The 21666-nt window shown below is 34.3% G+C and carries 15 protein-coding genes; 12 read left to right on the top strand and 3 right to left on the bottom strand.

Features of this window, described 5'->3' with window-relative positions; genetic code table 11:
• Nucleotides 1-69: 69 nt before the first annotated feature.
• The 7 genes from FQU21_RS05805 to lepA all read left to right on the top strand — a co-directional run bounded on the left by FQU21_RS05805 (nt 70) and on the right by lepA (nt 7456).
• The gene (locus FQU21_RS05805) at nt 70-813 is read left to right on the top strand and encodes a hypothetical protein (RefSeq protein WP_147677053.1); all 744 of its coding nucleotides are present in this window, start codon (nt 70-72) and stop codon (nt 811-813) included.
• On the top strand, nt 813-1487 hold the full coding sequence (gene rsmI / locus FQU21_RS05800) for a 16S rRNA (cytidine(1402)-2'-O)-methyltransferase (protein ID WP_147677052.1): 675 nt from the start codon (nt 813-815) through the stop codon (nt 1485-1487). Before FQU21_RS05805 ends, rsmI begins: the two co-directional genes overlap by 1 nt.
• A gap of 166 nt (nt 1488-1653) precedes the next feature.
• Nucleotides 1654-1998, top strand: coding sequence for a HopJ type III effector protein (locus FQU21_RS05795; protein WP_147677051.1), 345 nt, complete (start codon nt 1654-1656; stop codon nt 1996-1998).
• Between the two features lie 54 nt (nt 1999-2052).
• Nucleotides 2053-2475 carry an OsmC family protein gene (locus tag FQU21_RS05790; protein WP_147677050.1) on the top strand — a complete coding sequence of 141 codons (423 nt, stop codon included), beginning with the start codon at nt 2053-2055 and terminating at the stop codon, nt 2473-2475.
• A 3-nt stretch (nt 2476-2478) separates the two neighbouring features.
• On the top strand, nt 2479-4173 hold the full coding sequence (gene recJ, locus FQU21_RS05785; RefSeq protein ID WP_147677049.1) for a single-stranded-DNA-specific exonuclease RecJ: 1695 nt from the start codon (nt 2479-2481) through the stop codon (nt 4171-4173).
• Nucleotides 4174-4272: 99 nt separating this feature from the next.
• Nucleotides 4273-5541 (top strand): MFS transporter, encoded by a 1269-nt coding sequence (locus tag FQU21_RS05780; RefSeq protein WP_147677048.1) that lies wholly within the window; start codon nt 4273-4275, stop codon nt 5539-5541.
• 118 nt (nt 5542-5659) lie between these two features.
• Nucleotides 5660-7456 carry a translation elongation factor 4 gene (gene lepA / locus FQU21_RS05775; RefSeq protein WP_147677047.1) on the top strand — a complete coding sequence of 599 codons (1797 nt, stop codon included), beginning with the start codon at nt 5660-5662 and terminating at the stop codon, nt 7454-7456.
• A 61-nt stretch (nt 7457-7517) separates the two neighbouring features.
• Here the strand turns inward: lepA and FQU21_RS05770 are convergent, their stop codons facing one another.
• The 3 genes from FQU21_RS05770 to FQU21_RS05760 are packed head-to-tail and all read right to left on the bottom strand — an operon-like array spanning nt 7518 to nt 11671.
• On the bottom strand, nt 7518-8282 hold the full coding sequence (locus FQU21_RS05770) for a LytR/AlgR family response regulator transcription factor (protein WP_147677046.1): 765 nt from the start codon (nt 8280-8282) through the stop codon (nt 7518-7520).
• An 8-nt stretch (nt 8283-8290) separates the two neighbouring features.
• A complete protein-coding gene (locus tag FQU21_RS05765) occupies nt 8291-9301 on the bottom strand; it encodes a sensor histidine kinase (protein WP_147677045.1) in 1011 nt (336 codons plus the stop codon).
• A gap of 15 nt (nt 9302-9316) precedes the next feature.
• Entirely contained in the window at nt 9317-11671 is a 2355-nt protein-coding gene (locus FQU21_RS05760) for a TonB-dependent receptor (protein ID WP_147677044.1), read from the bottom strand.
• A gap of 632 nt (nt 11672-12303) precedes the next feature.
• Here FQU21_RS05760 and glgA point away from each other — a divergent pair.
• The 5 genes from glgA (at nt 12304) to FQU21_RS05735 (ending at nt 21499) form a co-directional block, all read left to right on the top strand.
• The gene (gene glgA, locus FQU21_RS05755; RefSeq protein WP_147677043.1) at nt 12304-13506 is read left to right on the top strand and encodes a glycogen synthase; all 1203 of its coding nucleotides are present in this window, start codon (nt 12304-12306) and stop codon (nt 13504-13506) included.
• Nucleotides 13507-13530: 24 nt separating this feature from the next.
• Entirely contained in the window at nt 13531-14796 is a 1266-nt protein-coding gene (locus FQU21_RS05750; protein ID WP_147677042.1) for a glucose-1-phosphate adenylyltransferase, read from the top strand.
• Nucleotides 14797-14907: 111 nt separating this feature from the next.
• On the top strand, nt 14908-16845 hold the full coding sequence (locus tag FQU21_RS05745) for an alpha-1,4-glucan--maltose-1-phosphate maltosyltransferase (RefSeq protein ID WP_147677041.1): 1938 nt from the start codon (nt 14908-14910) through the stop codon (nt 16843-16845).
• 70 nt (nt 16846-16915) lie between these two features.
• Nucleotides 16916-18823 (top strand): 1,4-alpha-glucan branching protein GlgB, encoded by a 1908-nt coding sequence (gene glgB, locus FQU21_RS05740; RefSeq protein ID WP_147677040.1) that lies wholly within the window; start codon nt 16916-16918, stop codon nt 18821-18823.
• 276 nt (nt 18824-19099) lie between these two features.
• Nucleotides 19100-21499 carry a glycoside hydrolase family 31 protein gene (locus tag FQU21_RS05735; RefSeq protein ID WP_147677039.1) on the top strand — a complete coding sequence of 800 codons (2400 nt, stop codon included), beginning with the start codon at nt 19100-19102 and terminating at the stop codon, nt 21497-21499.
• The last annotated feature ends 167 nt before the right edge of the window (nt 21500-21666 follow it).

The raw sequence follows: 21666 nt of genomic DNA, 5'->3' as shown, positions 1-21666 counted from the left end.
GTATAAAGGTGAAGCAAATTTATTAAAAATCTAGCGCCTTAATACCTTTAAATTTTAAATTTATAAACAATGAAGAAGAAATTAGAATCTGAACTTGTAAGCATAGCGCATAGAATTCTGAAACTGAAAGGTAAAGAAGACATCAATAAAATGCATACCGAAGCTAAAGAATTATTTGAAAAACTATCGGTTTTAAAATTTGCTCAGGAAAATTTTGACGATGCGATCCCGAGTATCGGTAACGATTCCTCGTTTTTTAGCATGCTAGATACAGCTTTCAATAATAAATTTAGTGACCATATTGAACATGAAAACGGCATTTATACTAATATAGAAGACAACCCAAACGAAGAAATAACAGAACCTTTAATGGAAACCATTAAAGATTTAGTAGCCCAAATGCCACATGAAACACAGCAAGTAGATGATTTATTTGATACTATTGAACCCGAACCTCCAGTGGTAAAACAAAATTTGGAAGATTTAACTTTGGGTTTTGAAGATATGCCTATTTTTGACCCTGTTAAAAAAGAAAAAACGGAGCTGATTAATGATAAAAAATCATTGAATGATAAACTAAAATCGGGTGGAATAAAAATTGGATTAAACGACAAACTAGCCTTTATTAAACACTTATTCAATGGTCAAAATGAAGATTACGATCGTGTTATATCACAGATAAACACCAAAGAATCTTTTAATAACGCCAAACATTTTATTGAAACCATGGTAAAACCAGACTACAATAATTGGACAAACAAAGAAGAGTTTGAAACCCGCTTTATGGAAATTATTGAAGCCAAATTTGAATAATGAGTAAACTATATATTGTACCAACTCCCATTGGAAATTTAAAAGACATCACGTTTAGAGCCATTGAAGTTTTAAAAGATGTCGATTTAATATTAGCTGAAGATACCCGAACTTCAGGGAAGCTTCTAAAACATTTTGAAATTTCGACCCACATGCAAAGTCATCACATGCATAACGAGCATAAAACGGTTGAAAATATTATTCAGAAATTAAAAAGTGGTACTACCGTAGCCTTAATAAGCGATGCGGGAACACCGGCCATTTCCGATCCCGGATTTTTATTATCAAGAGCCTGTATTGAAAACGGCATTGAAGTAGATTGTCTACCGGGCGCCACCGCTTTTGTGCCCGCTTTAGTAAACTCTGGACTACCCAATGATAAATTTGTATTCGAAGGTTTTTTACCTGTTAAAAAAGGCCGCCAAACCCGACTTTTACTTTTAGCTGAAGAAACCCGAACCATGATTTTTTACGAAAGTCCGCATAAGTTAATTAAAACTTTAGGCCATTTTTGTGAGTATTTTGGTGAAGATCGTGAAGTTTCAGTATCGCGAGAACTCACTAAATTATACGAGGAAACCATTCGTGGAACAGCAAAAGAAGTTTTAGAACATTACACCAATAAACCACCAAAAGGAGAGATAGTAATTATAGTTGGCGGAAAAAAGAAATAACCGCTACAAACCTTAAGCTTATAGGTTTTGTTGGCAGGCTAAAAGTCTGCTTGGTGAAATTTTAAAAACAGTACTCAGCCATGCTACTTAATTTGTGAATTCGTAGCTAAAAGTTTTAGAACCACTAAAACCTATAGTTTTAATCAAACATGAAATCAATAGAAAAATGACATTAGATTTATTTATAGAAAAATTAAAAAACACCCCAAAAAACATTGTATTTGCTAACACCATAAGCGCCATAGAAGCAAAATACAATTTTACACCAACCGCATTTAAAAACGGAACCTTAGAAAATGCCGCTGGCGAAAACTCAGGCTCTTGCAAATTATTTGCTTTCGCAAAACTAGAAAACCTAACCAAAGAAGAAACCTTAGCTTGCTTTGGTCAGTTTTATTTTGACGATGTTTTAAAAGACCCAAACGGTACGGGACACCAAAACATTAGAAATTTTATGAAAACAGGTTTTGAAGGTTTAAGTTTTGAAGGAGAACCGTTAATTGAAAAATAGACCAAAACACTTTTACATTATTTACCTTATTTTTGAAGAAACAAATTAAATAAAATGAAAAATTTAGTGACCACCACTTGGTTAGGTGAAATGAAATTTGAAAGCACCAACCCATCTGGACATAATTTATTTATAGACGCAGGCGAAGAAAACGGCGGAAAAAGTGAAGGTTATAGACCAAAAGCACTTATGCTATCTGGTTTAGCTGGCTGTTCTGGTTTAGATGTGGCCTCTTTAATAAAAAAAATGAAATTGAATGTTGCCGATTTTAAAATTGAAATTGAAGCCAATTTAACTGAAGAACATCCAAAATATTACGATAAAGTAGCCATGCATTTTCATTTTTATGGTGACGATTTAAACGAGAAAAAACTTCAAAAAGCTGTGGATTTATCTGTTGAAAAATACTGTGGCGTTATGGAGATGTTTCGTCAATTTGCCGAGTTAACTATTGAAACTCATTTTCATAAAAAATAAAACATGCGCTGGACTCTAAAGTCAAAACCTCCTATTGAAAAAATAAAAGCTCTACAAGAAGCACTTCAGGTTGATACCATTATTGCAGAACTTTTATTACAACGTGGTATTGAAACTTTTGATGAAGCCAAAGCCTTTTTTAGGCCTACGCTAAACGAACTGCACAATCCATTCTTAATGAAAGATATGGACAAAGCCGTAGCGCGTATAGAACAAGCCATTGCCAATAACGAAAACATATTAGTCTACGGCGATTATGATGTGGATGGCACCACATCGGTAGCACTTATGGCATCGTATTTAAAAACAAAACAGGATAACGTTCACACCTATATCCCAGACCGATACGACGAAGGTTATGGGGTATCCTATAAAGGTATAGACTTTGCTTCCGATAATGATTTCTCACTGATTATCGCTTTAGATTGTGGTGTAAAAGCCATTGAAAAAGTGGCATACGCTAAAACATTAGGTGTCGATTTTATTATTTGCGACCACCACAGACCCGGACAAAACATCCCCGATTGTGTGGCCGTTTTAGACCCCAAACGCGCCGATTGCAATTACCCTTTTAAAGAGCTTTGTGGTTGCGGTGTTGGTTTTAAACTTATTGAAGCATTAGCTTCTAAAGAAGGCAAAACAGCCAAAGATTTAACCGAATATCTAGATTTGGTGGCCACAGCTATTGGTGCCGATATCGTCCCAATTAATGGCGAAAATAGAGTGCTGGCTTATTTTGGTTTGCAAGTTATTAACAGTACGCCGCGACCAGGTATTAAAGCCATTTTAGATCAGGTTAAAAAAACAGAACTCACTATTACCGATGTTGTTTTTACCGTCGCACCACGTATTAATGCTGCTGGACGTATGAAACACGGCAATTATGCTGTAGCATTACTCAGTGAATTTAATATTGAAAAAGCAACGCAATTTGCTGCAGAAATTAACGAATACAATCAAGATCGCAGAGATACCGATAAAATAATTACAGAAGAAGCCCTTAAACAAATTGAAGAAAACAACGAACAAGATAGAATAACGACTGTAGTCTATCATGAAAACTGGCACAAAGGTGTAATTGGCATTGTCGCTTCTCGATTAACAGAAACCTACTACCGCCCTACCTTAGTTTTTACTAAAAGTGGCGAGTTTCTGGCTGCTTCGGCGCGATCGGTAAAAGGTTTTGATGTTTACAATGCCTTGGAAGCGTGCAGCGAACATATTGAACAATTTGGCGGACATAAATATGCCGCAGGATTAACCTTAAAACCAGAAAATTACGAGGCTTTTAAACAAGCTTTTGAAGATGAAGTTTCAAAAACCATTGATAGAAAACTTTTAATTCCTGAAATAAAAATTGATGCTAAAATTGATTTAAACGATATTTCAGAAAAATTCAATCGTATTTTAAAACAATTTGCACCTTTTGGACCAAGTAATATGACTCCTGTTTTTTTAACCGAAAACTTAATAGATACCGGTTACGGAAAACCTGTAGGAGCAGATCAAACCCATTTAAGGCTTACGGCAACGCAACAAGGTACAACAAAACAAATCGTTGGTATTGGATTTAGCATGGCCGATAAATTCGATATTATTTCCGAAGGCAAACCATTTAAAGCCGTTTATTCTATCGACGAAAATGAATGGCAGGGTAATGTAAGTTTACAAATGAAAATACGGGATATTCAAGCATAAAAAAACCTCATTATTTTTTAGTTTTTAATTTAACTAAGAAACAAAGTTGTTTTAATTTTGAGGCATCAGTAAAAACCCTTACTTCAAAGGAAGTTAATCATGGCAAAAAACGATCCTTACGCCGCATTGCGTATTAAAGAGTTTAACATCTTTTTACTAGTCCGCTTTCTACTTGTTTTTGGATGGACTATGCAGTTTATTGTTATCGAGTGGCAAGTTTACAGCATCACCAAAGATCCATTATCCCTTGGTATTATTGGTTTAATGGAAATTATCCCTGCGTTTACTATGGCGCTTTTTGCAGGTCATATTGTCGATCAAAAAGAAAAACGAAATCTATTAGCAACCTGTATTGCAGCCTTTTCATTAATTAGTTTGGGCTTATTTTTACTCACTTGGGATACCGTTGTTGGCCATTGGAGTTCTAAAACCATATTGTATTCTATTTATGCTTTGGTATTTTTTGGCGGATTTTTACGCTCCTTTTTTGGACCAACCATTTTTTCACTTGTAGCCTTAATTGTTCCTAAAAAAATATATCCCAACGCTGCCACTTGGAATAGTTCTATTTGGCAAATGGCAGCTGTTTTAGGACCTGCCTTAGGAGGGTTTACCATTGGTTGGATTGGTGTACATTGGTCGCTTTGTATCATATTTGGATTTATACTTTCGTCACTTTTCATACTACTTCTAATAAAACCTAAACCCATTTTAAATCCTAAAATTGGGGAGCCTGTAATTCAAAGTTTAAAAGAAGGCGTGCGTTTTGTATTTAAAACCAAAGCCATTTTAGGCGCGATGACATTAGATATGGTTGCCGTACTTTTTGGTGGTGCCATAGCTCTACTTCCTGTTTTTGCACAAGATATTTTAAAAGTAGGCAGCGAAGGTTTTGGCATTTTACGTGCTGCACCCGCCATTGGAGCCTTTTTAACTATGCTCATTACAGCATATATTCCGATAAGTAAAAATGCAGGAATGAAATTGCTAGTCGCTATTTTCGGATTTGGTGTTTGTATTATCGTGTTTGGTTTATCAAATATATTCTGGGTTTCGGTAATGGCTTTATTTTTCAGTGGGATGACGGATGGTGTTTCTATGGTGATCCGCCAAACTATTTTTCAACTAAAAACGCCCGACCATATGCGTGGACGTGTATCCTCAGTAAACTCCATGTTTGTAGGCTCTTCAAATGAATTAGGGGCTTTTGAAAGTGGCATTACCGCGAAATTTTTCGGTGCCGTAACCGCAGTAGTTTTTGGAGGTACTATGACTTTAATTACTGTAGTTGCTACCGGATTAGCATCGCCTTCTTTTAGAAAACTAGATTTAACTGAAGATTTAAAAGCTCATGAAAACGACAATTAACTTTTCTTCATATTACATTGAAACCCACCCATTATAAGAAACCTAAAAAGTCTATTCGAAAAACTCAACGAAAACAGCTATCTTTGGCAAAATCTTCACTTTTTGAAGACTCTTGACTATGAAGAACATTAGAAATTTTTGCATTATTGCACATATTGACCACGGAAAAAGCACACTTGCCGACCGTTTGTTAGATTTTACAGGCTCGGTTACAGCCAGAGAACAACAAGCCCAACTATTGGATAGTATGGATTTGGAGCGCGAACGTGGTATTACTATAAAATCGCACGCCATCCAAATGGATTATGAACTCGATGGCGAAAAATATGTACTAAACTTAATTGATACACCCGGCCACGTCGATTTCTCATACGAGGTTTCTCGATCTATTGCAGCCTGCGAAGGTGCGCTTCTAATTGTAGATGCCGCACAAAGTATACAAGCACAAACCATTTCGAACTTATATTTAGCTTTAGAGAATGATTTAGAAATTATTCCAGTATTAAATAAAGTCGATTTACCAAGTGCAAACCCAGAAGAAGTAACCGATGATATCGTTGATCTTTTAGGTTGCGATCCCGAAGAAGTAATTCACGCTAGTGGAAAAACAGGTTTTGGTGTCGAGAATATTTTAAAAGCCATTATAGAGCGTGTTCCTGCTCCAAAAGGAGATCCAGACGCGCCTTTACAAGCCTTAATTTTCGACTCGGTTTACAACACTTTTAGAGGTATTGAAACCTATTTTAGAGTCTTTAACGGCGAAATTAAAAAAGGACAAAAAATTAAATTCGTCGCTACAGATAAAGAATATTTTGCAGACGAAGTTGGAACTTTAAAACTAAATCAAGTTGCCAAACAAAGTGTAAAAACCGGTGATGTTGGTTACTTAATCACCGGTATTAAAACCGCTAAAGAAGTAAAAGTTGGTGATACTATTACCGATTTTGCCAACCCAACAACCAATATAGTTGAAGGTTTCGAGGACGTTAAACCCATGGTATTTGCTGGTATCTACCCAGTTGATACAGAAGATTACGAAGAGCTAAGAAACTCGATGGAAAAACTACAGCTTAACGATGCCTCTTTGGTATTTGCTCCAGAAAGTTCTGCGGCTTTAGGTTTTGGTTTCCGTTGTGGATTTTTAGGCATGTTACACATGGAAATTATCCAAGAACGTTTGGAACGTGAGTTTGATATGACGGTTATTACAACGGTTCCCAATGTATCTTATCACGCCTTTACAAACAAAAATCCAGATGAGCCATTTATTGTAAACAACCCATCGGATTTACCAGAACCAACCACCGTTAACCGTGTAGAAGAACCTTTTATTAAAGCTACTATTATCACGAAATCTGATTTTGTAGGTAATGTGATGTCTCTTTGTATAGAAAAACGTGGCCTAGTTGTAAATCAAACATACTTAACACCAGAACGTGTTGAATTAACTTTTGAAATGCCTTTAGCAGAAATTGTATTCGATTTTTACGATCGTTTAAAAACGGTTTCTAAAGGCTATGCTTCTTTCGATTATCACCCAATTGGTATGAAGGTTTCAAAATTAGTGCGTTTAGACATTTTATTAAATGCACAACCCGTAGATGCGCTTTCTGCTTTAATTCACGCCGATAATGCACAAACTATTGGACGCAAAATGTGTGAGAAGTTAAGAGAGTTAATACCGCGTCAACAATTCGATATTCCAATTCAAGCTGCTATTGGTGCTAAAATTATTTCGAGAGAAACCATTAAAGCCCTTAGAAAAGATGTAACCGCAAAATGTTATGGTGGTGATATTTCTCGTAAAAGAAAATTACTAGAAAAACAGAAAAAAGGTAAAAAACGTATGCGTCAAGTAGGTAATGTAGAAATACCTCAGCAAGCATTTATGGCTGTATTAAAATTGAATGATTAAGAATAAATAATTCTGAAAAAATATAGAAAGCATGATTAATAACTTAATCATGCTTTCTTTTTTACTGCTCCAACCATTTTCTAAAATCGGAAGTTGTTGACGAACTCGTCATTACTTTTTCTTTTAAGCCTGTTATAGTAATAAGTAATCTGTTTTTAAAATGACTTTCTATATTTTCGATAGCATCGATACAGATAATTTCACTTCTATTAATTTTGAAAAATTTACTAGGCTGTAATTGTCCATTTGTAGCACCTAAGGTTTGAGAGATAGTGTGTCTTTTTCCTTTTAAATCGGTTGCTATACAGAAATCTCCAGAAGCTTCAATTTTTGTAATTTCCGAAACATTTAATAACTGAATTCCTTTGGCTTTTTTTATTACAAATCGTTTTTTATAATTGATATGCTCTTCTTTTAAAGCAGATTTTAACTCGGTTATAGTATCCTTATTTAAAGCCGTGTAATGCCCTTGTTTAAAAAGTGCTTGGTATTTCTCTATAGCCTTTTTAAAATCGCTTTGTGTGTATGGTTTTAGTATATAAGCAATTCCATTGGTGTTAAAAGCTTGAAATAAATAATCGTCGTGAGCCGAGCAAAAAATTATGGGTGTATTTATGGAAACTTCATTAAACAAATCGAAAGATATACCATCTAGCAACTGTATATCCGATAGAATAAAATCGTAAACCTTATCACTCAATAACTTTTTTCCGTCGCTTATCGAACGTGCCCAATCGTGGGGTATATTCTCTTCAAAATAATCATTAATAAAAGATACTAACTTTTGGTACGCTGGAATTTCATCTTCTAAAATTAAAATTTTCATAGTCTTTTCTAATTTTCTCCAACTAAATTAATAATCGGAATTTCAATTTTAAACACGTCTTCTGTATTTTCAATGCTTACAGTTTTATCAGACAAGAATTTATATCGCGTTTTTAAATTTTCTAAACCTGTACCAAACGATTCATTTTTTGGCTTTATACTAGATTTTGTATTACTTATAGAAAGCATATTTTCATTTATAGAAATTATGGTTTTTATAGCTTTTCCGTGCTCCGGTTTATTATGTTTTACTACATTTTCTAATAACGTCTGGATGGCGCCTGTTGGAATAAACTTATCGTCAATATTGGTGTGTTTTTCTATTGCAAAATCATAATCGTCGGCAAAGCGGGTTTTAATTAAAAACATATAGTTTTCGGCTAGTTTAATCTCTTCAACCAACTCCATAACCTCGGCATCTTTGGTTTTTATTAAGTATCTATAAATAAGAGACAGTCTGTTAATATATTCCTTAGCTTTACCCGTATCGCTGTCTATTAAAGCATCTAGGGTGTTGAGATTATTAAACAAAAAATGCGGATCTATTTGCGAACGTAACAGCTTTAGTTCGTTCTCTTTTTGTTGTTTTTCAATCTTTAAATATGCGTTCTGACCTTCATAAAACTTTTTAGTTAAAAATAACGCAAACGGAAAAGCTGCTTGTTGTGTACCTAAACTTATCATGTGTAAAACAAAGTTGAATCCTGTTGGGTATTTAGCCCAATCATTATCACCAGACCAAAAACCAATGGTATAATCTACACCTGTAATTACTATTAAAACCAATAACCCATAAATAATAAACAATGCATATTTTTTTTGAACCACAACTTTTGGAATAAGCCAAAACGTAAATAAAAATATAACACTTGTAACGCTTATAATTTCTACAGGAAAGTCTATTAAATACTCTCTTAACAAGGCGTCTCTATCTAAGTAGTCTTTTCCTTGTATAATAAACGATACAGCAAAGTAAACGCCTAAAATTAAAAAATCGGTTTTATTAAGTTTGGTATTCATGGTATTACAAACATATTAATTATTATCATTAATTCTATTCTCTTCCTCTTGCGATGCATTTTTGCGGCTACTTTTTTTACCAAATTTAGAACCAAAACTATACGATAATCTTAACTGAACATTTTGTCTAGATTGATTACTCTCAATATTTGCATAGAGATTATTATAATCTATAACACCAACAAAACCACGATTTAGTATTTTATTAATGCTGAGGTTTACTTTTAATTTATTGTCTAAAAACTTTTTACCTAAAGAAAAGTTTAAATCGGCAAACCAGTCGGCATCAATACCGCCTTCTAAAGCACCGGTTCCATAGTTTCCGCTAATTTCTGCATTAATTTTCCATGGTAGTTCGTAGCTTGCTTGGGTGAACCAAATTAAATTCCACTTTTCTAAATTTAAATTATTAAGGTTAGACTTAAACTTATTTCGACTTACAATAACACCCGTATAACCGTCTACGCCAGGTATAAAACTTAAAGGTCCAAATAATCTAAAATTCCAGTTATTACTATCGCTTAAATTAATTGTTGTGCGCTCTATTTGCGCGGTATCATTATCTTGAGAAACAAACTGAAACATATCATCTTTTGTTTCGCTGTAGGCTATGGTAAAAAATGGCTGCCCATCGAAGGTTAAATTAAACTGGTATTTGTTTGTAAAAGATGGTTTTAAATTCTCGTTTCCAACATCGGATGATAACGGGTCGTAATACGTAACAAACGAGTTTAAGGTATTATAACTTGGCCTACTAATACGGTAACTATAGGCTAAAATAGCTGTTAAATTGTTATTTATTTTTCTGCTTAATGCCGCACTCGGAAATAATTTAGAAATTTTGCGTTCTCTAGTTTCATTATCACTGCTCGATGTACCTTTTGTGCTGCTATCTTCAAAACGTAAACCACCAGAAAAAGACCATTTTCCGTGAGTTAAGTTAACTTTAGAATACAAGGCGAAAATATTTTCATCTACCAAAAAAGTATTACTTGCGACTTCATCAAACTCAAATGCACCTTCTTCATTTTCACTAAAAGATTTTAAATCACTATCGGTATTAACTTGCGAGTATTTGGCACCAAAACTAAGTTTAAAATCTTCGGAAAACATACGAACATAATCACTCTTATAGGTTTTAATTTGGTAATTCCCGTCTTGTAAATACCTTTGGTTTGTGTATGCTATGGTACTGCCTGGCAGAGATACTAAAGTGTTTTCATTATCGTTTTTATAATCCACATAATTAAAATCGGCTGTAAGCTTATGTGCATCGGTTTTAAACTCGTAATACGGGTTTATATTGAACACCTTTTGGTCGCGATTAAAATTATTTTCGGATAATAAGTAATCTGTACTTGTCGGCGATGTTATAATATTGGTGCTATTTGCAATTCTATCGGAATTTGTATCGCTATTTCTAACCCCAAAACCAACAGCGTGTTTATCGTTTATGTAATAATCTATACTACCACTTACTCTAAAGGTTTTAGGGTTGTATGGTTCAATGGTCCTTTGGTCGTAAATAGCATCGCCAACGGCTCTATTAATAAATAGATCTTCTCGCCACGTTGGGCTGGAATAACCCGTGCTTAATTGCCAATTAATTTTGTTTTTATAACTCGCAATTGAGGCGCTTGTGCCATGCTCAAAACCTTCATCTTCCCCAACCCAAGTCGCAACATTTCCATGCGTGCCAAGCTTTACGTTTTTCTTTAAAATAATATTAATTATAGGTCCAGAACCCGTAGCATCGAACTCGGCACCAGGTTGTTCTACAAGTTCTACTTTTGCAATATTATCGGCAGGCATTTCACGCAGTAAAGTATCCATATCCATATAGTCGGTAGTTTTCCCGTTTATTAAAATTCTAATATTACTTTGTCCGGCATAACTAATACCGTTATTAGTAACAATAATTCCCGGAACACCCCGCATAACATCTTGCAAATTCGAATTTATCATTTCAGATTGCTCTAAATCTATAATCATTTTTTCTGCTGTTTGCTTAATAACTGGGCGTTTGTGTGTAATTACAACCTCATCTAAAGTGTCTTCCTCTAAAATAAAATCAATAATTTCTGCTTTGTTATCAAACTCAAAAACTTTAGATGTTTTAGTTTTAAAGCCTAACACAGAAACCTCTATATAATAAGTTCCCGTTTCGGCTCCTTCAAATTTATAACTTCCATTTTTTGAAGAAATAACACCCGTAACTACTTGTTTTGATGTTGCATGGTATAAAATTACATTAGCAAATTCTAAAGGTTTATTAGTATTATCAAACACTTGCCCAGAAATATCGTTTTGTGAAAAAGCGGAAATAACACTAATAAAAAAAATAAGGATTGTTTTGATGATTGTATGCATAGCCATTCGTTTTTTAGATACTGTAAAACTGAATAAAAACAAGATATAAACAAAACGAAACGACTTGAAATGGGATAAAAAAAGGCTAAACTGGTATATTTTTTAGTTGAATTGATTTTTAGAATAATTCTAACTACTTAGCTGATAACAGTAATAATCAATCAAGCTTTATTACAATTATCGTAAAATTATTAACAATAATTTTAATTAATCTCTATAACACCTTTTTTTCTTAAAAAATAAAATAACAAGAAATTTGTTAACAATTATTTTGTATGTTTATAACATAGGAAATTTAATTAACAATTAAACTTGTACAGCTATTAGCACCTTGGTAGTTGGCTATAGAAATTAGTTAATTTTTAAAAAAAAATAATTACTGCCAATTTTTCAAAATTTAGACATCATTATTGTTTCTTTTGAAACAAAATACAGTATATAAAACGAGGTTACTATTTTTTTTATTTGTCTATCATAAAATGAAACCTTTATACAAATTGTTTTTATTTTTATAAAAAACAAATACGTTCTTTATATTTTCCTATGATTAAGAATTATTTTGGTATTCAAAAAAAACTACGCCAAATAATTTTGATATTCATATTCTGTAGACCTTAAAATAAAACTAGTAAATGAAAGCACTTTTTTACACACGAGAATTTCCACCATATGTGTATGGAGGAGCCGGGGTACATGTTGAATACCTCGCTGATGAACTATCCAAATTAATGAAAATGGATGTTCGATGTTTTGGAGATCAAGATTCAAAATCCGAAAATTTAAGTGTAAAAGGTTACCCTTTTGATAATCCTATTTTTGATAACGCAGACGATAAGCTAAAATCTGTATTTAAAACCTTAAGTACAGGCATACAAATGAATACCGATCCCATAGATGCCGATGTAGTACATTGCCACACTTGGTATGCGCATTTTGCAGGAATAGTAGCCAAGCTATGTTATGGCACGCCACTTGTAATTACCACACACTCCCTAGAACCTTTACGCCCTTGGAAACGAGAGCAATTAGGCCGTGGTTACGACGCCTCTTCTTGGATAGAAAAAACAGCTATTGAAATGGCCGATGCACTTATTGCCGTTTCTGAAGAAACAAAAGAAGACGTACTTAAACACTTTAATGTAGACGAAAGTAAAATACATGTTATTTACAATGGTATCAATCTAGAGCAATATATTGAAACACCAGAAACACAAACCTTAGACGAATATGGTGTTGACAAAAACAAACCATATGTACTTTTTGTTGGAAGAATTACACGCCAAAAAGGGATTATTCACTTAGTAAATGCCATAAAATATATAGATCCAGAAACACAAATAGTACTTTGTGCAGGAGCACCGGATACTCCAGAAATTGGTGAAGAAATGAAACAAGCTGTTAACGAAGTTCAAAAAACTAGAAAAAATGTTGTTTGGATTGATAAAATGGTAACTAAAGAAGAAATTATTCAATTATACTCGCATGCCGATGTATTTTGTTGTCCTTCTATTTACGAACCATTCGGAATTATTAACATCGAAGCTATGGCCTGTAATACAGCCGTTGTAGCAAGTGCTGTTGGCGGTATAAAAGAAGTTGTTGTACATGGAGAAACGGGGTTACTCATTCCATTACAACAACAAAAAGAAGCCCCTTTTGAGCCTGTTGACCCCGATAAGTTTTCGAGAGATCTTGCTCAAGGCGTTAACCATGTAATAAACGATAAAAATTTACAACAAACCATGGCTAAAAATGGCCGAAAACGTGTTGAAGAATATTTTGATTGGGTAGCCATTGCTAAACAAGTAGAAACACTATACAAATCAATACTATAAACTAAGCATAAAAAACTAATAAATATGATAAATAACAAAGTTTTAGCCATTGTTCTAGGAGGTGGTCAAGGATCCAGACTTTACCCGCTAACCGATAGAAGATCTAAACCAGCAGTTCCAATTGCAGGAAAATACAGACTAGTAGATATTCCAATATCTAACTGTATTAATGCTGATATTAAACGTATTTTTGTTTTAACCCAATTCAACTCAGCATCCCTAAATAAGCACATAAAAAACACTTACCACTTTAGTTTTTTTAGTAGCGCTTTTGTTGATGTTTTAGCTGCAGAGCAAACTCCAGAAAGTAAAACTTGGTTTCAAGGGACTGCAGATGCTGTTAGACAAAGTATGCATCATTTTTTAAGTCACGATTTTGAATATGCTTTAATTCTATCTGGTGATCAACTATACCAAATGGATTACGATAAAATGATTGAAGCTCATGAAGCTGCCAATGCAGAAATTTCAATTGCAACCATACCTGTCAATGCCAAAGACGCCACATCTTTTGGAATTCTAAAAGCAAATGATGAAAACATAATTACCTCTTTTATAGAAAAGCCTGACGCCGATTTACTTCCAGATTGGACATCGGAAGTGAGTAACGAAATGAAGGGCCAAGGTAGAAATTACCTTGCCTCTATGGGTATATACGTGTTTAATAAAGATTTACTTATTAAACTTATGGAAAACCCAGATACAATTGATTTTGGGAAAGAAATTATTCCACAATCTATACACAATCATAAAACATTAAGTTACCAATATGAAGGCTATTGGACTGATATTGGAAATATAGATTCGTTTTTCGAAGCCAACCTTGGCTTAACAGATGATATCCCTCAGTTCGATTTATACGATAAAAAAAAACGTATTTATACCCATGCCAGAATGCTGCCAACTACAAAAATAGCAGGGACTGTTTTAGACAAAGCTGTGGTTTCTGAAGGCTGTATCATTGGTGCTGCCAAGATTGAAAAATCGGTTATTGGTATTCGTTCCAGAATTGGTAAAGAATCTACCGTTATAAACACTTATATGATGGGCTGCGACTTCTACGAAACTCTAGAAGAAATAGAAAACAATCATATAAAAGTCCTTGCAGGAATAGGCGAACGCTGTTTTATAAAAAACTGTATTTTAGATAAAAATTGCCGTATAGGTGATGATGTTAGAATCAATGGAGGGCCTCACCTAAAAGATAAAGAAACCGATATGTATTTTATTAAAGACGGTATTGTGGTTGTTAAAAATGGTGCAGTAATTCCTTCAGGATACGTTATTTAATAAAAATAAAACCCTAAATTATCTTTTAAAAATAAGATTGCTAATTGTGCTAATTCGTTTAACATCATCAGCAATTTTACCTATTGATTATCAAACATAACGAATCAAATAATGCAAAATCAAAAAAGAGTTGTAATTGATTATGTTTCGCCAACAGTAAATCATGGCGAATTTTATATAAAACGTGTTGTAAATGAAATTGTAAATATTGAAGCATACCTTATGGCCGATGGTCACGATGTTTTAGGCGCCTCGGTACGTTACAAGCACGAAAATGACAATACTTGGCAAGAATCGCGAATGGTTCTTTCTTGTAATGATGAGTGGAACGGTTCATTTTCTGTTGAAAAACAAGGATTTTACGACTATAAAGTGGAAGCTTGGGTAGACTACGCCTTAAATTGGAGATACGGTTTAATAAGAAAAATTAATGATGGTCAACACGTGGTTTCAGAACTTCTTGAAGGGGCCGAATATATTAAACCGCTTCTTGAAATAATAGATGGTGACGATAAAAATTATTTAGAATATTTATACCATATTTTTAGAGATGAAAATCGTTACGGGGAAGCTATAACCGAAGCTGCAAAAGAACGATTATACCACATCTTTTTTGCCAACCCAATAAAAATACTGGCCAATACCTCTAAAACCTTCCAAGTTTATGTAGATAGAAAAAAAGCAAGATTTAGTACTTGGTATGAATTTTTCCCACGTTCAGCATCCCAACACGAAGGCGTACACGGTACCTTTAACGATTGTGCCCGTTTACTACCAAGAATAAAAAATATGGGGTTCGATGTGGTGTATTTACCACCCATTCATCCTATTGGAGAAGTTAATAGAAAAGGAAAAAACAACACTACAGAAGCCAAACATGGCGATGTGGGTTCTACTTGGGGCGTTGGATCGCAATATGGCGGCCATAAAGATATTCATCCTCAATTAGGAAATATAGACGATTTTAAAGCCTTAATTCAATCGGCAAAAGACCAAAATTTGGAAATTGCTATGGATTATGCCTTACAAGCTGCACCCGATCATCCTTGGGTAAAAGACCATCCAAAATGGTTTAAATGGCGACCAGATGGTACCGTGCAATATGCCGAAAACCCACCTAAAAAATACCAAGATATTCTACCTATTTATTGGGAAAGTGAAGAATACAAAGCGCTTTGGAACGAATGTTTAGATATTCTGCTCTATTGGATAGATTGTGGTATCCAAATTTTTAGAGTTGATAATCCGCACACAAAACCATTCTATTTTTGGAATTGGATTATTTCCGAAGTCAAATCTAAACATCCCGATGTTATCTTTTTAGCCGAAGCTTTTACAGCACCAAAAGTAATGCAACAGTTAGCAAAACAAGGTTACACACAATCTTATACTTACTTTACATGGCGTGAAAATAAACATGAAATTATCGAGTATGTTGAAGAGTTAACACAAAGTGAACTTAAAGAATATATGCAACCTAATTTCTGGCCAAACACGCCAGATATTAACCCGTATCACTTACAAGGTGCCAACGAAGCTCAACATATTATCCGCTATGCCACAGCAGGAACATTAAGTTCTAGTATTGGTATTTATGGCCCTGTTTTCGAATATATGCTATCCGAGCCATTGTTGGGTAAAGAAGAATACTTAAATTCTGAAAAATTCCAAATCACCCATTACAATTGGAACATTCAAAATAAATTAACCACGGTAATATCAAAAATAAATTTCATTAGAAATACTAATGAAGCCTTACAGCAAACCAATAATATTAAATTTTGTTATATAGAAAATGATAACTTATTGGCTTTCTATAAATGGAATAATGATAGAACAAACGAAGTTTTTGTGATTATAAGTTTAGATGCTCACAATTCTCAACAAGGTACAGTACAACTACCTTTGCACGATTTAGGTATACACCATGGGCATAATGTAGAGATGCATGATTTAATGACCGACAGTAGATATAATTGGAACAACGAATGGAATTTTGTGGAGTTACACCCCACATTACCCTTCCATCTGTTTAAAATTAACAAGTAAAACTTAAGGGTTTCAACCCTTAATAAAAACGACATAACTTCCTTAAAAAAGGAACAAACAACATAATTTTATGGCACAAGTAAAACCCTATAGTTTATTTACAGAATTTGATATCAACCTTTTTAAAGGTGGAAAACACTACAGGCTTTACGAAAAAATGGGGTCGCATTTAGTTACTCTAGATGGTATTGAAGGTACTTATTTTGCTGTTTGGGCACCCACAGCAAAACAAGTTTCCGTAATAGGCGATTTTAATTATTGGATGGAAGGTGAACACCAATTAAACGTGCGCTGGGATTCCAGTGGTATTTGGGAAGGTTTTATCCCATTAGTTGGTAAAGGAGCGCTTTATAAATATAAAATACAGAGTAATAACAACGATATAAAAACTGAAAAAGCCGATCCGTACGCACGCCGTTGCGAGCATCCGCCAAGTACAGCTTCTATTGTTTGGGACGATTCATATAAATGGAAAGATACCAATTGGATGAAAAAGCGTAAAGATAAAAACGCTTTAGATGCCCCATATTCCGTTTACGAAGTTCATTTAGGATCGTGGAAAAGACAAATTGAAGAAGATCGTTTTTTATCGTATTTTGAATTGGCAGACGATTTAGTAAATTATGTAAAAGACATGAATTTTACACACGTAGAACTCATGCCTATTATGGAATACCCTTACGATCCGTCTTGGGGTTACCAACTTACAGGCTACTTTGCCCCTTCGTCAAGATTTGGCTATCCTGAAGAATTTAAATACTTAGTCGATAAGCTTCACCAAAATGATATTGGAATAATTCTAGACTGGGTTCCTTCACATTTCCCAGAAGATGCGCACGGTTTAGGCTTTTTCGATGGCTCGAATTTATACGAACATCCCGACCCAAGAAAAGGCTATCATCAAGACTGGAAAAGTTTAATTTTTAACTACGAGCGTAACGAAGTTAAATCCTTTTTAATTAGTAATGCTGCTTTTTGGATGGATCAGTACCATGCCGATGGCTTACGTGTAGATGCCGTAGCCTCCATGTTATTTTTAGATTATTCTCGTGAAGATGGCGAATGGGAACCAAACATTTACGGTGGTCGAGAAAACCTCGCTGCCATAGATTTCTTAAAAGAATTAAACCAAGAAATTTACGCATCGTTCCCCGATGTACAAACCATTGCCGAAGAATCTACAGCATTCCCAGGCGTATCAAAACCAGTATTTTTAGGTGGTTTAGGTTTTGGAATGAAATGGATGATGGGCTGGATGCACGATACACTAGAGTATTTTACTAAAGACCCGATATATAGAAAATACCACCAAAATGATATTACCTTCAGTTTAGCTTATGCGTTTTCTGAAAATTTTATGCTTCCGCTTTCGCATGACGAAGTGGTTTATGGTAAAAATTCTATTTTAGGACGTATGCCAGGAGACGAATGGCAGCGTTTTGCAAACCTCCGCTTACTTTACGGTTACATGTTTACCCACCCGGGTACTAAACTTAATTTTATGGGTGGCGAAATAGCACAGTATAACGAGTGGGATTTTCAAGGCAGTTTAGATTGGAATTTATTAGAGTTTGACGCTCATAAAAACTTCCAAAACTACTTTAAAGAATTAAATAAAATATACAAAACCACACCCGCTTTATACCAAAAACCATTTTCTGGCGAAGGTTTTGAATGGATTAGCTACGACGATCATGAAAATTGCGTAATGTCATACATCCGAAAAGGTTATGAGTCAGAAAATGATGTGGTAGTGGTATGTAATTTAACACCTAGCGTACGTGAAAACTATCAAATAGGCATTCCTGTAAAAGGGAAACTAAAAGAAATTTTTAATAGTGACGCCAAAGAATTTGGTGGTAGTGGTGTTTTAAACAAAAAACAAATTACCATTAAAAATGAACCGTGGAACGGAAAGGATTTTTCGGCCAAAGTAACATTGTCGCCATTATCAGTTTCTATATTTCAATTTAAATAAAACAATTAATTTGTTTTCATTGTATTTATAATAAAGCATACATCAATTAACATAGAATTTCAAACCGAAAATTTGTTCATTGGTGTTTTTTATTTTACCATTTCAATTTAATTATGAGAAAAAAAACACATATCACCTATTGTTTAAGTAATTTATTATTAAATCCTTAAATATTTGAGTTTTACACATTATTTTACTTCAATTTTTGATAAAAAATTGCCAATTGACTTTACAAAATTCAGTAAATTTCGCTAATTAATTTTTAATACCTTCCGCATGATATTAAATACGCAGTTAGAATATAAAGGAGACTTATTTCCTTCTAATATAGTAAAACAAACCAAAGATGTCGATGTTCTACATTTCTCAACATCAAACAATGTTATTCTAGAACTTACAGTTTTAAGAGATAGCGTATTACGTTTTAGATATACTACGGTTGGAAAATTTGATAACGATTTTTCTTATGCCATTGACCATAATGCCAGTCGTGGTTATAATTTTTTAGAAATTACAGACGACGAAGAAAAATACATCGTTACCACAGCCAAATTAATTTGTCATATTCATAAATCAGATTTAAGAAAGTCTATTTTCGATGCTAAAGACCAAACTATTATTTGTGAAGATGAACTTGGCTTCCATTGGGAAGAAAGCTACGAATTGGGTGGCGATATCGTTAAAATGAGTAAATCTGCTCAAAACGGAGAAAGTTATTATGGTTTAGGCGATAAACCTCAGCACTTAAACTTAAAAGGACGTCGTTTTGAAAACTGGGCAACAGATTCTTATGCCTTTGGGAAAGATACAGACCCTATTTACAAAGCCATTCCGTTTTATACCGCATTACATAACGGAAAATCTTACGGGATTTTCTTCGATAATACCTTTAGAACATTTTTCGATTTCTGCCAAGAAAGACGCAACGTAACCAGTTTTTGGGCACAAGGAGGCGAAATGAATTATTACTTCATTTACGGCCCTAAAATGCAAGACGTAGTAGTAAGTTATACCGATTTAACAGGAACGCCAGAATTACCACCTTTATGGGCATTAGGCTATCACCAATGTAAATGGAGTTACTACCCAGAATCTAACGTAAAAGAAATTACATCTAAATTTAGAGAACTTAAAATACCCTGCGATGCTATTTATTTAGACATCGATTATATGGAGGGGTTCCGTTGTTTTACTTGGAGCGAAGATTATTTCCCTAACCCAAAACGTATGGTAAAAGAATTGGCAGACGATGGGTTTAAAACCGTTGTTATTATCGATCCGGGTATTAAAATAGACGTTGAATACAGTGTATTTAAAGAAGGTTTAGATAAAGATTATTTCTGTAAACGTGCCGATGGCCCTTACATGAAAGGTAAAGTATGGCCAGGAGAATGTTATTTCCCAGACTTTACACGTCCAGAAGTTCGCGAATGGTGGGCTGGATTATTTAAAGAACTTATTGAAGATATAGGAGTAAAAGGGGTGTGGAATGATATGAATGAGCCCGCTGTAATGGATGTGCCAGGAAAAACATTCCCGTCCGATGTACGTCATGATTATGATGGTAACCCATGTAGCCACAACAAAGCACACAATATTTACGGTATGCAAATGGCACGAGCTACCTACCATGGATTAAAGAAGTTTAACTACCCAAAACGTCCATTTGTAATTACACGTTCGGCATATTCTGGTACGCAACGTTACACCTCAACTTGGATGGGCGATAATGTAGCCTCATGGGAGCATTTACAAATAGCAAACATACAAGCACAACGTTTAGCACTCTCAGGATTCTCATTTGCAGGATCGGATATTGGAGGTTTCGCAGAGCAACCAAACGGCGAATTATATGCACGTTGGATTCAATTAGGTGCTTTCCACCCTTTCTGTAGAACACACTCCTCTGGAGATCATGGCGATCAAGAACCATGGGCTTTCGATGAAGAAATAACAGATATTGTTAGAAAATTTATTGAAATTAGGTACCAATTACTACCATATTTATATACAGCATTTCATCAATATTCCGAAGCCAATGTGCCCATGCTAAAATCTTTAGTGCTTTACGATCAAGAAGATACACAAACCCACTACAGAACAGACGAATTTATTTGTGGAAACCAACTTTTAATTTGCCCAATAAACGAACCAAACGCCAAAGGTCGTCGTATGTATATTCCTAAAGGACAATGGTATAATTATTGGACAAACGACATTATAATTGGAGGTAAAGAAACTTGGGTTGATGCCGATTTAGACAGCATGCCTATTTTTGTAAAAGCAGGTGCCATTATTCCAAAATACCCCATACAACAATATGTTGGCGAGAAAACAATAGATCAAGTAAATTTAGATGTTTACTACCTAAACGGTAAAGAAGATTCTATTCTCTATGAAGATGCTGGAGATGGTTACGATTATACAAAAGGCCGTTATAGCCTTAGAAAATTTAATCTCGCAGGAACCGATGATAAATTAATTATTAGAATTCATAATACCGGCGATTACACAACTCCATATAACACGTATAAAATAAACATACTAGGTTTACCATTCAAGGTAAAATCTATAAAAGTAGATAACGAATATGTAGATTTAACCGATGTTAAATTTAAAGATAACACCCTAATAGTATCAAAAGAATTTACAAACCTTCAACTTAAAGGAGAATAAAAAACACCCCTTTTTTTAACAAAACAAAACCCTTTTAAGTCTTTACTTTTAAGGGTTTTTTATTGTCATATTTTTGGCAAATGGCAAGCCACCGCGCTATCCGTTACTAGTTTTGGCTCGATGCGCGCCTCGCCAAAAGCTAACCACTACTATCGCTTTTGCAACAA

Origin of the sequence: Algibacter pacificus, from assembly GCF_008033385.1 — a bacterium.
GTDB lineage: Bacteria > Bacteroidota > Bacteroidia > Flavobacteriales > Flavobacteriaceae > Algibacter > Algibacter pacificus.
This window is presented reverse-complemented; position numbering and strand designations above follow the sequence as displayed.

Excerpts from the sequence above, each read along its gene's own strand:
- FQU21_RS05805 (WP_147677053.1), top strand. The coding sequence starts at position 70 with ATGAAGAAGAAATTAGAATCTGAACTTGTAAGCATAGCGCATAGAATT.
- rsmI (WP_147677052.1), top strand. The coding sequence starts at position 813 with ATGAGTAAACTATATATTGTACCAACTCCCATTGGAAATTTAAAAGAC.
- FQU21_RS05795 (WP_147677051.1), top strand. The coding sequence starts at position 1,654 with ATGACATTAGATTTATTTATAGAAAAATTAAAAAACACCCCAAAAAAC.
- FQU21_RS05790 (WP_147677050.1), top strand. The coding sequence starts at position 2,053 with ATGAAAAATTTAGTGACCACCACTTGGTTAGGTGAAATGAAATTTGAA.
- recJ (WP_147677049.1), top strand. The coding sequence starts at position 2,479 with ATGCGCTGGACTCTAAAGTCAAAACCTCCTATTGAAAAAATAAAAGCT.
- FQU21_RS05780 (WP_147677048.1), top strand. The coding sequence starts at position 4,273 with ATGGCAAAAAACGATCCTTACGCCGCATTGCGTATTAAAGAGTTTAAC.
- lepA (WP_147677047.1), top strand. The coding sequence starts at position 5,660 with ATGAAGAACATTAGAAATTTTTGCATTATTGCACATATTGACCACGGA.
- FQU21_RS05770 (WP_147677046.1), bottom strand. The coding sequence starts at position 8,282 with ATGAAAATTTTAATTTTAGAAGATGAAATTCCAGCGTACCAAAAGTTA.
- FQU21_RS05765 (WP_147677045.1), bottom strand. The coding sequence starts at position 9,301 with ATGAATACCAAACTTAATAAAACCGATTTTTTAATTTTAGGCGTTTAC.
- FQU21_RS05760 (WP_147677044.1), bottom strand. The coding sequence starts at position 11,671 with ATGCATACAATCATCAAAACAATCCTTATTTTTTTTATTAGTGTTATT.
- glgA (WP_147677043.1), top strand. The coding sequence starts at position 12,304 with ATGAAAGCACTTTTTTACACACGAGAATTTCCACCATATGTGTATGGA.
- FQU21_RS05750 (WP_147677042.1), top strand. The coding sequence starts at position 13,531 with ATGATAAATAACAAAGTTTTAGCCATTGTTCTAGGAGGTGGTCAAGGA.
- FQU21_RS05745 (WP_147677041.1), top strand. The coding sequence starts at position 14,908 with ATGCAAAATCAAAAAAGAGTTGTAATTGATTATGTTTCGCCAACAGTA.
- glgB (WP_147677040.1), top strand. The coding sequence starts at position 16,916 with ATGGCACAAGTAAAACCCTATAGTTTATTTACAGAATTTGATATCAAC.
- FQU21_RS05735 (WP_147677039.1), top strand. The coding sequence starts at position 19,100 with ATGATATTAAATACGCAGTTAGAATATAAAGGAGACTTATTTCCTTCT.